The organism is Streptomyces sp. NPDC040589 (genome assembly GCF_055594445.1).
On sequence record NZ_JBVIWP010000002.1, the window covers coordinates 690,152 to 703,782 of the forward strand.

10 protein-coding genes are annotated in these 13,631 nt (G+C 71.6%); 6 read left to right on the top strand and 4 right to left on the bottom strand.

The genetic code is table 11. The annotated features are described in order from the left end of the window. Positions 1–164 precede the first annotated feature (164 nt). Positions 165–818, bottom strand: a complete 654-nt coding sequence (locus ACZ58V_RS10135; protein WP_468184369.1) for a GOLPH3/VPS74 family protein — start codon at positions 816–818, stop codon at positions 165–167. Positions 819–1,110: 292 nt separating this feature from the next. Here ACZ58V_RS10135 and ACZ58V_RS10140 point away from each other — a divergent pair, with 292 nt between their 5' ends. The 5 genes from ACZ58V_RS10140 to ACZ58V_RS10160 all read left to right on the top strand — a co-directional run bounded on the left by ACZ58V_RS10140 (position 1,111) and on the right by ACZ58V_RS10160 (position 9,685). Beyond that, entirely contained in the window at positions 1,111–2,736 is a 1,626-nt protein-coding gene (locus tag ACZ58V_RS10140) for an ABC-F family ATP-binding cassette domain-containing protein (RefSeq protein WP_471289404.1), read from the top strand. Positions 2,737–2,746: 10 nt separating this feature from the next. After that, a complete protein-coding gene (locus ACZ58V_RS10145; RefSeq protein ID WP_471289407.1) occupies positions 2,747–5,053 on the top strand; it encodes an ATP-binding cassette domain-containing protein in 2,307 nt (768 codons plus the stop codon). A 126-nt stretch (positions 5,054–5,179) separates the two neighbouring features. Beyond that, on the top strand, positions 5,180–7,564 hold the full coding sequence (locus tag ACZ58V_RS10150; RefSeq protein ID WP_471289409.1) for an Orn/Lys/Arg family decarboxylase: 2,385 nt from the start codon (positions 5,180–5,182) through the stop codon (positions 7,562–7,564). Positions 7,565–7,739: 175 nt separating this feature from the next. After that, positions 7,740–8,516 carry a dimethylargininase gene (ddaH, locus tag ACZ58V_RS10155; protein ID WP_471289410.1) on the top strand — a complete coding sequence of 259 codons (777 nt, stop codon included), beginning with the start codon at positions 7,740–7,742 and terminating at the stop codon, positions 8,514–8,516. A gap of 188 nt (positions 8,517–8,704) precedes the next feature. Continuing rightward, positions 8,705–9,685, top strand: coding sequence for an acyl-ACP desaturase (locus ACZ58V_RS10160; RefSeq protein WP_468184358.1), 981 nt, complete (start codon positions 8,705–8,707; stop codon positions 9,683–9,685). Positions 9,686–9,764: 79 nt separating this feature from the next. Here ACZ58V_RS10160 and ACZ58V_RS10165 read toward each other — a convergent pair whose 3' ends face one another. Further along, positions 9,765–10,010, bottom strand: a complete 246-nt coding sequence (locus ACZ58V_RS10165) for a WhiB family transcriptional regulator (RefSeq protein ID WP_184590142.1) — start codon at positions 10,008–10,010, stop codon at positions 9,765–9,767. A gap of 222 nt (positions 10,011–10,232) precedes the next feature. Here ACZ58V_RS10165 and ACZ58V_RS10170 point away from each other — a divergent pair, with 222 nt between their 5' ends. Beyond that, entirely contained in the window at positions 10,233–11,018 is a 786-nt protein-coding gene (locus ACZ58V_RS10170) for a VOC family protein (protein ID WP_468184353.1), read from the top strand. A 446-nt stretch (positions 11,019–11,464) separates the two neighbouring features. Here ACZ58V_RS10170 and ACZ58V_RS10175 read toward each other — a convergent pair whose 3' ends face one another. Continuing rightward, positions 11,465–12,514 carry a LacI family DNA-binding transcriptional regulator gene (locus tag ACZ58V_RS10175; protein WP_468184351.1) on the bottom strand — a complete coding sequence of 350 codons (1,050 nt, stop codon included), beginning with the start codon at positions 12,512–12,514 and terminating at the stop codon, positions 11,465–11,467. A gap of 102 nt (positions 12,515–12,616) precedes the next feature. Beyond that, complete coding sequence (locus tag ACZ58V_RS10180; RefSeq protein ID WP_468184349.1) at positions 12,617–13,588, bottom strand: multicopper oxidase domain-containing protein; 972 nt, start codon at positions 13,586–13,588, stop codon at positions 12,617–12,619. Positions 13,589–13,631 lie beyond the last annotated feature (43 nt).

The window sequence follows — 13,631 nt, forward strand, 5'->3', positions numbered from 1 at the left end:
CTCTCGATCACGCCTCGGGCAGCCGGGCGCTCACGGCGTCCCAGGCGTTGGGCGGGACCGGCGGGGTCCCGGGAAAGGACGCGGCTCGGTCGCTCCTGCGTCATGCCGGCAACCCGAGCAGCGGGACGGGGGCCGTGGCCGGCAGGAATCCGGCCTGGGCGTGGTCAGGGCAGGGCGGACGCCGTCGACTTCGCCGCCACCGCCGTACGCACCTCGCGCACGATCTTCCGCAGCCCGGGCGCCGTCGCCCCGGCGCGCTCGGTCAGCTCCGCAACGCGCTGCTCGTGGGCGCGGACGTCCTGCTCGGGCAGCAGGTCCGCCGCCGCGGCGAGGGCGACGAGCGCCGCGTCGCGCCAGGAGGTCTCGGCGACGGGCGACGGTCCCCGGAGGATCTGCCGCGTCTCCTCCCGCAGCGCCTCCACGGCGGTGACGCGCTCCAGTGCGTGGTCGACGGAGGGGAACACGCCGAGGACCCGCTTCTTCTCCGCCCGCAGATACCCCCCGGCCACGAGCTGCTCCCGCACGGCGTCGAGGGTCACCCGGGCCCGCAGTGTCACCCACGTCCGCCAGGAGTGCGGGCACGATTCGTGGACCAGTTCCAGCAGCCCGTCGAGGACCGCGTCACCGGCGCGCGCGTCGAGGCCGGCCGGCGTGGCGATGCCGTCCTCGTCGGTGAGCAGGCCGCGCTGGGCCAGTTCGGTGAGGGCACCGGCCCGCACCAGGCCGGCCAGGCGGCCGGCGTCGGCGGCCGGCGGACACGCGGAGTCCCAGGCCAGCAGGCAGAGCCGGGCCGGCAGCGAGAGCGGGCCGTCGGTCACGGGGCCTCCTCGGGGTGCTCGGGCCGCTCGTTAATTCGTTGACAGGCCTGAGGACCCCTCGTACGTTGGAGAACGTCCTGTTGCCGCCGATTGGAGAAGGACGTTGCTCGTCTGAGGTCCTGAGACACCGCGTCACACACCTGTGGTGTGTGCGCTGCGTGCGACCTCGGCGATAGAGCCGTCCTCCGGTACAGGGCTTTTCTCATGCCCGTGGAGTCCCTCCTCCCTGGTCGCAGGTGTCTCGATACGCGTTTGCCCCTGACCGCATCAAGCAACCGCGAAAGAGGCCCGCATGCCTACTTCCATCACTGTCACGTCCCTCTCCTTCACCTGGCCCGACGGCTCCCCCGTCTTCGAGGGCCTGGACGTCGCGTTCGGCCCGGGCCGGACCGGCCTGGTCGGCGTCAACGGGTCAGGGAAATCGACCCTGTTGAAGCTGATCGCCGGTGAGCTCGCGCCGGCCGACGGCACGGTCCGCGTGGCCGGCGAGGTCGGCTACCTCCCGCAGAACGTCACGCTCGACACCACCCTGCGCGTCGACCAGACGCTCGGCATCGCCGCACAGCGGGCCGCGCTGCACGCCATCGAGGCGGGCGACGTGGCCGAGGCGCACTTCGAGACCGTCGGCGACGACTGGGACGTCGAGGAGCGTGCCCTGGCCACCCTGGGCGAACTCGGGCTCGGACACGTCGATTTGGACCGCACCATCGGCGAGGTCTCGGGCGGCGAGTCGGTCCTGCTGCGACTGGCCGCGCTGCTGCTGCGCCGGCCCGACGTACTGCTGCTGGACGAGCCGACCAACAACCTCGACCTGTACGCGCGCAGGCGGCTGTACGCGGCCGTCCAGTCCTGGCCGGGTGTGATGGTGGTCGTCAGCCACGACCGTGAACTCCTGGACCTCGTGGACCAGATCGCCGATCTGCGCTCCGGCGAGATCACCTGGTACGGGGGCAACTTCTCCGACTACGAGGAGGCCCTGGCGGTCGAACAGGAAGCGGCCGAGCGCATGGTGCGCGTGGCCGAGTCCGACTTCCGCAAACAGAAGCGTGAACTGGCCGACGCCCAGGTCAAGCTGGCCCGCCGCAAGCGGTACGGACAGAAGATGTTCGAACAGAAGCGCGAGCCGAAGATCGTCATGGGGGCGCGCAAGCGCGCGGCGCAGGAGTCCGCGGGCAAGCACCGCATCATGCACGAGGAGAGGCTCGCCGAGGCCAGGGAGCGGCTCGACGAGGCGGTGGAGGCCGTACGGGACGACGACGAGATCCGTGTCGACCTGCCGTACACGGCCGTGCCGCCGGGGCGTACCGTCCTCACCCTCCAGGATCTCGGGCTCCGGTACGGCGCCCGTGTGGAGGGCGGCTTCGATCTGCGCGGTCCGGAGCGGGTCGCGCTGATCGGGCGCAACGGCTCGGGCAAGACCACGCTGCTGCGCACGATCACCGGCGAGCTGGATCCGGAGTCGGGCGACATGCGGACACATGTGCCGCTGCGGTTCCTGCCACAGCGGCTCGACGTTCTCGACGGGGAGCTGACCGTCGCCGAGAACGTGGCCCGGTTCGCGCCGGACGCCACCAACAACCGGATCCGGGCGCGGCTGGCCCGCTTCCTGTTCCGGGGCGCCCGGGCCGACCAGAAGGCGGCGACACTGTCCGGCGGCGAGCGCTTCAGGGCGGCGCTGGCCGCGCTGATGCTGGCGGAGCCCGCGCCGCAGCTCCTCATGCTCGACGAGCCGACCAACAACCTCGACATGGCGAGCGTGCGGCAGCTGACCACGGCCCTGGAGTCCTACGAGGGGGCGCTGATCGTGGCCAGTCACGACCTGCCGTTCCTGGAGTCGATCGGCATCACCCGCTGGCTGCGGCTGGAGGACGGAGAACTGAAGGAAATCACGCCAGAGGCTGTCGGGTATTCCGCCTAGCGTCGGCGGCATGACCGACTTCACGCACGATGTCATCACCTTGACCGGAGCACGCGAGAACAACCTCAAGGACGTCACCCTCCGCATCCCGAAAGGCCGGCTGACCGTGTTCACCGGCGTTTCGGGGTCGGGGAAGTCGTCCGTCGTGTTCGACACGATCGCGGTGGAGTCGCAGCGCCAGCTGAACGAGACGTATCCGTGGTTCGTCCGCAATCGGCTGCCCAAGTACGAGCGGCCGCACGCGGACGGTCTCGAGGACCTCTCCCCCGCGATCGTCGTCGACCAGCGGCCGGTCGGCGGCCACTCCCGGTCGACGGTCGGCACCATGACGGACGTCTACTCGGTGATCCGGGTGCTGTTCTCGAGGCACGGCACCCCGAGCGCCGGGCCGGCGACGGCGTACTCGTTCAACGACCCGTCGGGCATGTGCCCGGACTGCGACGGCCTCGGCCGTACGGTCCGGCCCGACTGGGACCGCATCGTGGACCCGGACCGCTCCCTCGCCGGAGGGGCGGTCCGCTTCCCGCCGTTCGCCGCCGGGACCTGGCAGGGGCAGACGTACACGAACAGCGCCGACCTGGACCCGGACAAGCCGGTGGGGCGGTTCACGGCCGCCGAGCGGGAGTTCCTGATGCGCGGGCGGCCCGGCAGCAAGGTCACCGTCAACGGCACCGGCGGCAACTGGACCACCGAGTACGAGGGGCTGGCCGACCGCTTCGAGCGGCTGTACCTGAAGCGGGACCTGTCGGCCATGAGCCAGAAGACCCGCGACCTGGTCCGGGAGTTCCTGGTGGAGGGCGCCTGCCCGGCCTGCCGGGGTGCCCGGCTCAACGCGTCGGCGCTCGCGACCCGGATCGACGGCCGGTCCATCGCCGACTGCGCACGGATGCAGGTCACCGACCTCATCGCCGTCCTGAAGGAGATCGACGACCCGGTGGCCGGGGTGGTCGCGGGGGCGGCGGTGGCCGCGCTGGAGCGGATCGAGACCATCGGGCTCGGCTACCTCAGCCTCGACCGGGAGACGGCGACGCTCAGCGGCGGGGAGGGGCAGCGGCTGAAGACGGTGCGGCACCTCGGCTCCAGCCTGTCCGGGATGACGTACATCTTCGACGAGCCGAGCGTCGGACTGCACCCGCGCGATGTGGGCCGCCTCGGGGATCTGCTGCTGCGGCTGCGCGACAAGGGCAACACCGTGCTGGTCGTCGAGCACGACCCGGACGTGATCGCGCTGGCCGACCATGTGGTGGACATGGGGCCGGGGGCCGGTACCGGGGGCGGCACGGTGGTGTTCGAGGGCACGCCGGACGAGCTGGCCGCGTCCGGCACGCTCACCGGCCGCTGTCTGCGTACCCGTACGACGGTCAAGGGCGAGGTGCGCGAGCCCGTCGGCGACCTGTGGGTCAAGGGCGCCGACCGGCACAACCTGCGGGACGTCACCGTACGGTTCCCGGCCGGTGTGCTCACGGCGGTGACCGGGGTCGCCGGGTCGGGAAAGAGCACCCTGGTCGCGGAGTTCACCGCCGCCCACGACGAGGCCGTGGTCGTCGACCAGTCGTCGATCGGGATCTCGGGCCGGTCCACTCCCGCGACGTATCTGGGGATCATGGACACGGTACGGAAGATCTTCGCCCGCGAGACCGGGGCCGAGGCGGGCTTCTTCAGCTTCAACTCGACCGGCGCCTGCGGCACCTGTGAGGGCCGGGGCATCATCTACACCGACCTCGCCTTCATGGACCCGGTGACGACGACCTGCCACGACTGCGAGGGGCGGCGCTTCCGGGACGAGGTGCTGCGGCTCACCCTGCGGGGCCGTTCCATCGCCGACGTCCTGGAGATGACGGCCGAGCAGGCGCTCGACTTCTTCGACGACACGGGCGTACGGCGCCGGCTGCGCGCCCTGCGGGACGTCGGGCTGACGTATCTGACGCTCGGCCAGCCCCTCTCCACGCTCTCCGGAGGTGAGCGGCAGCGCATCAAGCTGGCCACGCGGCTGCACCGGACGGGCGCGGTCTACGTGCTCGACGAACCGACGACCGGCCTGCACATGGCGGACGTGGAGGGACTCGTCGCCCTGCTGGACCGGCTGGTCGACACGGGCAACACGGTCATCGTCGTCGAGCACAACCTGGACGTCGTCGCCCGCGCCGATTGGGTGATCGACCTCGGCCCGGACGGCGGCAGGGGCGGCGGCGAGATCGTCTTCGAGGGCACGCCGCGGCAGCTCCTGGAGGCGGAGGGTTCGTTCACCGGGGAGCACCTGAGGCGGGCGGTGCAGTGTGCGGCGGGCGTCACTCCGGAGGTCGATCCGGGGCGTTGACACGTCAAGCCGCGGTCCGCGCCGTGGACCGATGGGGTGGTTTGGCGCTCGGCCGGCCGATCACGCGTGCGGGCCCGCGAAGACTGGGGGTGGGGGCGGCGCGGGCCGCCGAGGGAGGGGAACCACATGGCCGACAGCACGGTCCTGGTCGCGGTCGCGGAGCATCCCGAGGACGGGGGCGTGGCCGCCGGGCAGTTGGCGAGGATCGCCGAGGCGATCCGGGCGCGCGGCTTACAGGTGCGGTGGGTGGTGGGCGTCGCCGATGCCGAGGCGGTGCTCAGGACCGAGGCGGGGCTCGCCGCCGCGATGGTCGCCTGGGATCTGCCGCCCGGGCCGGGGGCCGAGAAAGAACCGGGCGGTGCGGCGGTACTGCGCCGGATCGGGCGCCGCTTCCAGAACCTGCCGGTGTTCCTGGTCATGGCGGGCGAGGAGCTGCGTGACCTGCCGCTGTGGGTGTCGCAGTCGGTCGTGGGCTACGTGTGGCCGCTGGAGGACACGCCGGCGTTCATCGCGGGGCGGATCACCACCGCCGCTCGCGCCTACCAGGACGCTCTGCTCCCGCCGTTCTTCAAGGCGCTGCGCCGCTTCGACGACGCCCACGAGTACTCGTGGCACACCCCGGCACACTCCGGGGGTGTCGCCTTCCTGAAGTCGCCCGTGGGCCGGGCGTTCCACGACTACTTCGGGGAGCGGCTGCTGCGCAGCGACCTGTCGATCTCGGTCGAGGAGCTCGGCTCGCTCTTCGAGCACACCGGGCCGATCGGCGAGGCGGAGCGCAACGCCGCACGGGTCTTCGGCTCCGAGCACACGTACTTCGTGCTGCACGGCGACTCCACCTGCAACCGTCTGGTCGGCCACTTCAGCGTGACCCGCGACGAGATCGCCCTGGTGGACCGCAACTGCCACAAGTCGGTCCTGCACGGCCTGGTCGTCTCCGGTGCCCGGCCGGTGTACCTGATCCCCACCCGCAACGGCTACGGCCTCGCGGGCCCGCTGCCCCCGGCGGAGATCTCGGCGGACTCGGTGGCGGCGCGGATCGCCGCGAGCCCGCTGACGGCGGACGCGGTGTCGTCGCGCGCCCAGTACGCGGTGTTCACGAACTCCACGTACGACGGCCTGTGTTACGACGCGGTGGCGGCGGCCCGGGCCTTCGCCGCCGGCACGCCACGGCTGCACTTCGACGAGGCGTGGTTCGCCTACGCCCGCTTCCACCCCCTCTACGCGGGGCGCTACGGCATGTCGGTGGACCAGGAGACCTTCCCCGGCCCCGACCGGCCCACGGTCTTCGCGACGCAGTCGACCCACAAGCTGCTGGCGGCGCTGTCGCAGAGCGCCATGGTGCACGTCAGGCCCGCACCCCGGGCGCCGGTGGAACACGATCGGTTCAACGAGGCGCTGATGATGCACGGCACCACGTCACCGCTCTACCCGATGATCGCCTCGCTGGACGTGGCCACGGCGATGATGGACGGTCCGCAGGGACAGTGGCTGGTCGACGAGGCGGTGACCGAGGCGGTCCGGTTCCGCCAGGAGATGGTGCGGCTCGGACGGCGGATCGAGGCCGCCGGGGACCGGCCGTCCTGGTTCTTCGGCGTGTGGCAGCCCGGTGAGGTGACCGATCCGGAGAGCGGCACACGCCTGCCCTTCGACGAGGCGCCGGCGGACCTGCTGCGGACCGAGCCGTCCTGCTGGCATCTGGAGCCCGGCGCGGACTGGCACGGCTTTCCCGGGCTGACCGACGGCTACTGCATGCTCGACCCGATCAAGGTCACCCTGACCTGCCCCGGGATCGACGCGAGGGGCGACATGGCCGACTGGGGCATCCCCGCCCGGGTGCTCACCGCGTATCTGGGCACGCGCGGCATCGTCGTGGAGAAGACCGACAGCTACACCACGCTCGTGCTGTTCTCCATGGGCATCACCAAGGGCAAGTGGGGCACGCTGCTGGACGCCCTGATGGACTTCAAGGATCTCTACGACGGTGACGCGCCGCTCGACCGTGTGCTGCCCGCGCTGGTCGCCGAGCACCCGCGGCGCTACTCCGGGCGGACTCTGCGCGAACTCTGCCAGGAGATGCACGACCAGCTGCGCGAGGTCCGCCTGGTCGAGCTCCTCGACACCGCCTTCCAGCAGCTCCCGGAGCCGGTCGCCCCGCCCCAGCTGTGCTACCAGCGCCTGATCCGCGGCGGGACGGAACGGATCCGGCTGGCCGACGCGCCCGGACGCGTGGCCGCCGCGATGGTCACGGTGACGCCGCCCGGAATCCCCGTACTCATGCCGGGCGAGAGCGTCGGAGCCCCGGACGGCCCCCTCCTGGGCTACCTCCGCGCCCTGGAGTCCTTCGACCGCCGCTTCCCCGGCTTCGGCAGCGAGACCCATGGAGTCACCCGCGACCCCGACACCGGCGACTACCTGATCGAGTGCCTGCGCCCCGCCGGGCCGGAGCGGGCCGACGGTGCGACGACACCGGCACAGCGAAGCGCCCCGGGGGGAGCCAGGCCGGTGGGGTGAGTCCCGGGGCAGCGGTGGATGCCGGCTCCCGGCCCGGGAGCCGGCCGGGCCCGGGGGTGTCCTCTCGTGGGATCGCCCTGCATCATGGTCGGCTGACGCCCGACGCGTTCCGGTCGATCCCGGAGGCCCCGTCGGTGCGGTCCCGACACGTCCCATCCGATACGGAGTCACGCTCGTGCCCAGCAAGAAGGCCCTCGTCCGCCGCCCCAGCCCACGTCTTGCCGAGGGGCTGGTGACGCACATCGAGCGGGAGAGGGTCGACGCCGACCTCGCGGTCGAGCAGTGGGATGCGTACGTGACGGCCCTGCGCGCGCACGGCTGGGACACCATCGAGGTGGATCCGGCCGACGACTGCCCGGACTCGGTGTTCGTCGAGGACACGGTCGTGATGTACCGGAACGTGGCGCTGATCGCGCGCCCGGGCGCCGAGTCCCGGCGTGCGGAGACCGCCGGGGTCGAGGAGGCCGTGGCCGGTCTGGGCTGCTCGGTGAACTGGATCTGGGAGCCGGGCACCCTGGAGGGCGGCGACGTCCTGAAGATCGGCGACACCGTGTACGTGGGCCGGGGCGGGCGCACCAACGCCGCCGGGGTCCAGCAGCTGCGCGCCGCGTTCGAGCCGCTGGGCGCGCGGGTCGTCGCCGTACCGGTGAGCAAGGTGCTGCACCTGAAGTCGGCGGTCACGGCGCTGCCGGACGGCACGGTCATCGGGCACATCCCGAAGATGGACACGCCGTCGCTGTTCGCGCGTTTCCTGCCGGTGCCCGAGGAGGCCGGCGCGCACGTGGTCCTGCTCGGCGGTGACAAACTTCTGATGGCGGCGAGCGCGCCGAAGACCGCGGAGCTGTTCTCGGATCTCGGGTACGAACCGGTCGTCGTGGACATCAGCGAGTTCGAGAAGCTCGAGGGATGTGTGACATGCCTCTCGGTGCGGCTGCGGGAGCTGTACGCCTGACCGTCCCGACTCCTCACCCTTCCGGCCCTCGACCTGCGGGTCCGGGGACGTCGCCGGGCCCACGAGCGACCCGCTGATCAGCGGCCTTTACAGCGCCCTTAACCTACGGCATCGTAACCTACGGAAACGTAGCCTACGATTCCGTAAGTTACCGCTCACCGCTCGTACGTATGTCCCCTGGAGAGTCCATGACGATTGCCACTCCCCATCTCGGCAGCCCCGCCGGCGCCTGGACCGACGCTCAGTTGCTGTACGCGCTGGAGGAAGTGGTCGAGAAGGAGCTCAACCGGCATCTGCAGGTCGCCAAGGACTGGATGCCGCACGAGTACGTGCCGTGGAGCGACGGGCGCAACTTCCCCGGCCTCTTCGAGGACGGCGAGGCGTGGGAGAAGGAGCAGTCCCAGGTCACCGAGATCGGCCGCATCGCGCTCATCGTCAATCTTCTGACCGAGGACAACCTCCCCAGCTACCACCACGAGATCGCCTCGCTCTTCGGCCGTGACGGCGCCTGGGGCACCTGGGTGCACCGCTGGACGGCGGAGGAGGGCCGGCACGGCATCGTGATGCGGGACTACCTGCTCACCTCGCGCGCCGTGGACCCGGACAAGCTGGAGCAGTTCCGCATGTCCCACATGAGCGAGGGCTTCGAGTCGGACAACCGGCACTCGATGCTGCACTCGGTCGCCTACGTCGCCTTCCAGGAGCTGGCGACCCGCATCTCGCACCGCAACACCGGCCACCAGTCCGGTGACCCGGTCTGCGACCGCATGCTGGCCCGCATCGCGACCGACGAGAACCTGCACATGGTCTTCTACCGCAACCTGCTCAAGGCGGCGTTCGAGCTCGCGCCCGACCTGACGATGCAGGCGGTGCGGGACGTGGTCGTGAACTTCCGGATGCCCGGTCACGGCATCCCCGGCTTCGAGCGGGCCGCCGCGCAGATGGCGATCGGCGAGGTCTACAACATGCGCATCCACCACGACGACGTGCTCCAGCCCGTGCTGCGCTTCCTGAAGATCATGGAGATCGACGGCCTGGGCCCCGAGGGCCTCAAGGCGCAGGAGGAACTCGGCCTGTTCATGGGCGGCCTGGACTCCGAGGCGTCGAAGTTCGACGAGAAGCTGGCCGCACGCAAGGCCCGCATGGCGGCCCGGGCGGCCGGCGCCTGACCCTGTAGCCCTGTAGACAGCCACACACCCGAGCCCCTTGGCAGGACACCCCGCCAAGGGGCTCGGCGTGCGACAGGACCTAGCTCGACCTGCGCCGCAGCTCCAGCCGTTCCTTCTCCGACAGGCCGCCCCAGACGCCAAAACGCTCGTCGTTGTCCAGTGCGTACTCGAGGCACGCCGCGCGGATCGGGCACAGGCCGCAGATCCGCTTCGCCTCCCGCACCGAACTGCCCGGTTCGGGGAAGAAGAAGTCCGCCCCGGTCTGCGCACACAACGCTTCCTGCTGCCAGGCGAGTTCGGGCGAGGTGATGGTGTCGATGTGCATGGCCAGAAGCGTTGCGGTCGGCGAAAAACGTTCGATCAACGCGGGATCAACACCGCGTTCATGCCCCCGGCCACTCCGATCATCACCTCTTCGACGAGCCGACGCACGGCGGCGCGCGGGAACGTCGCGCACCACGCCCCGGAGGTGCTCCGGCGGCGCCTGTCAGTGGGCGGTGCGAGACTCGGCAGAGAGACGACGGGACCCTGTGCGAGGAGGGCGGCCATGCTCACCACCCGATATGTCACCGGCGCTCCGAACTGGATCGATCTCGGCACACCCGACATCGACGGTGCCGCCGCCTTCTACGGGGACCTGTTCGGCTGGCGGTTCCAGCCGGGCGACCCCGAGGTCGGGGGGTACGGTCTCTTCCAGCTCGGCGGAAGAACCGCCGCCGGTGGCATGCAGACCACGCCGGAGCAGGGCCCGCCCTCCTGGACGGTGTACTTCCAGGCCCCGGACGCGGACGCCACGGCGAAGGCGGCCGGGCAGGCGCGCGGCTCGGTGCTGACGCAGCCCATGGACGTGCTGGACCTGGGCCGCATGGCGATCCTCGCCGACCGGGCGGGGGTGTCGTTCGGCCTGTGGCAGCCGGGGCGTAACAAGGGCCTGGACGTCGTCCAGGAGCACGGCTCGCTGTGCTGGGTGGAGCTGTACACGGCGGACGTCCCCGCCTCGGCCGCCTTCTACCACTCCGTGCTCGGCCTGGAGACCTTCGGCGTCGAGTTCCCCGGCGGCGCCTACACCACCTTCGTCCCCGCCGGAGAGCCCGAGGACGCCATGTTCGGCGGCGTGGTGCCGCTGGCCGACGACCCGGTCGAGGAGGAGGCGTACTGGCTGCCGTACTTCGAGGTCACCGACCCGGACGCCCTCGTCGCCCGGGCCCAGGAGCGGGGCGGCACGATCCGCCTGCCCGCCACGGACCTGCCGGGCGCCGGCCGCCTCGCCAAGCTCGCGGACCCGTACGGGGCGCGCTTCGCGGTGATCCGCAGCGAGCCACAGGCGGCCTGAGGCCGACTCCTGGCGTGATACCGGCGTGCGCTGGGGCCGACCCGCCGGGCCCTGGCGTGGTGCCGGCCGGCCGGGGCGGCTCCGCCTGCCGGCGCGGTGCCGGCTGAGCCTGGGCCGACCCTCGTCCTGGCACGGTTCCAGCCGCCCTGGACCGCCCCGCCTCCCGGCGCGGTGCCGGCCGGACCTGGGCCGGCCCTCGTCCTGGCACGGTTCCCACCGCCCTGGACCGCCCCGCCTCCCGGCGCGGTGCCGGCCGGACCTCAACCAACCCTCGTCCTGGCACGGTTCCCACCGCCCTGGACCGCCCCCTCCCAGCGTGGTGCGGTCCTGCCCGGGCTGCCGCCCCGCCTCCCCGCGTGGTGAGGCCCTGCCCAGCCCACCCCGCCTCCCGGCTCGGCTGCCGCACAACGGCCGGGGCGGCCTCCCCCCTGAACGGCACCGACCGGCTACGCGGACGCGCGCCGGACCAGCGTCGTCGGCAGGACCACGCTGGAGGGCGTGTCGCCGGCGGCCCCGTCCGAGGCCGCGTGCGAGGTGCCGCGGTCGAGTTCACGCAGCAGCAGGCGGGCCATCAGGCGGCCCATCTCCTCGATGTCCTGACGGACCGTCGTGAGGGGCGGGTCGGTCTGTTCCGCGACGGGCAGCATGTCGTCGAAGCCGATCACGGCGATGTCGTCGGGGACACGGCGGCCGGACTCGCGCAGGACGCGCAGGGCACCGGAGGCCGTGAGGTCGTTGGCGGCGAACACCGCGTCCACGTCCGGGCAGCGGTCGAGGAGCTCGCGCATCGCGCGCTCGCCCCCGGCCGGGGTGAAGTCGGCCTCGGCGATCAGCCGCGGGTCGGCGTCGACCATGACGTCCCGGTAGCCGTCGAGCCGGTCCGCCGCCGAGGTCTGGTCGAGTGCGCCGGTGATGTGCGCGATCCGGGTGCGGCCGAGGCCGGCCAGGTGGCGGACGGCGTCGCGGGCGCCGCCGCGGTTGTCGCTGTCGACGTACACCACGCCCTGCCGGTCGCCGCTCCAGCCGGGCCGGCCGCCGAAGACGGTGGGGACACCGGCCCGCTGGATCAGCTCCGGCAGCGGGTCGTGGAGGTGCAGGGAGAAGACGAGGGCCCCGTCGACATGTCCGCCGGCCAGGTACCGGCCGACCCGGGCGTGATCGTCCCGGCCCTCCGTGAGCAGCAGGACGAGCTGGTTGTCGTGGGCCGTCAGCTCCTTGCTGATGCCGCGCAGCTGGAGCGCGAAGAACGGGTCGGCGAAGACCCGGGTCTCGGGCTCGGCCACGACGACCGCGATCGCGTCGTGCCGCCGGGTCACCAGGGAGCGGGCGGCCTGGTTGGGCACGTACCCGAGTTCGTCCACGGCCTTGCGGACCCGCTCCACGAGAACATCCCGCACCCCGTCCCCGCCGTTGACCACACGCGAGACGGTGGCCCGCGAGACACCGGCCCGGGCGGCCACGGCCTCCAGCGTGGGACGCGGCGCGGTGTCGGTCACTTCGGGGCTCCTCATCTGCGGTTGCGGATCAGGATAGCCCCGGGGACGCGGCGTGGTGAGAGCGCTCTCGTGCCTGCCCGGGAGCGGCCGGCCGACCGTCGGTCAGTGCTCGTGCCCCGGCTGTTCGCCCCCGTGCTCGTGCGGCTCGTACCCGGGAATCGTCCCGTCCGGCTTCTTCACGAGGAACAGGCCCACCATCCCCATGTCGGAGTGGCTCTGCACATGGCAGTGGTACATCCAGGCCCCGGCGCCGACCCCCTCCCCCGCGATCACCTGGAAGCCGAAGGAGTCGGCCGGGCCCGTGATCTTGTTGTCGATGACCTGGCTGGGGTCGTCGGGGCCGGTCAGCATGCCGGTGCGGTTGTCCGCCCAGCGGTGACCGTGCATATGGAACGTGTGGTAGAACTCGCCGTGCGTGATCACGATGAACTCGACGCGATCACCCACCGTGGCCTCGAAGTTCGGCCCGGAGTGCGGCGGCCTGTTGTTGATGCGCATGTCGTTGAAGACGACCGTGTGCGTCCGGTCCGGCAGGACATCGCCCTTGCGGCGGACGATCACCGGGCCGTAGAGGCCCTTCTGGAGCCCCTGCGTGCCGTGTTCGGTGCCGACGACATGGTCGTGGTAGTGCCAGTAGCCCGCGCTGCCCGCCCGCCAGGTGCCGTCCTTGCGGCGGCCGGGGGCGTGGGTGCGCCAGGTGTAGGTGCGGGTGCCGCCCGGTTCGACATGGCTGCGGTTCATCTTCGTGCCGTCGCTGGTGATCTCGTAGTCCAGGCCGTGGACGTGCAGACTCACCGCGACGTCCATGGTGTTCTCGAACTCGATGTGCAGGGTGTCGCCCTCGTTGAGCTCGATCAGCGGGCCGGGGACGCTCGCCTTGCCCTTCTCCAGTCCGTAGCCCATCTGGCCGTCGGCGAGCTTCTCGGCGTACAGCTTGATGCGCTTCACCTCGCCTCCGGCGGGTGCCGTCTTCGCCGGTCCGTCGACGCTCACGGCCTCCGGCGCCACCGACAACGATGTCGCGACGGCCGCGCCGCCCAGCAGGACCCGCCGGTTGAAGCTGCGTCTGTCCATGCGGAACTCCCCACCCTGGTAAGGCTTTTGCAGAGGCGTACCT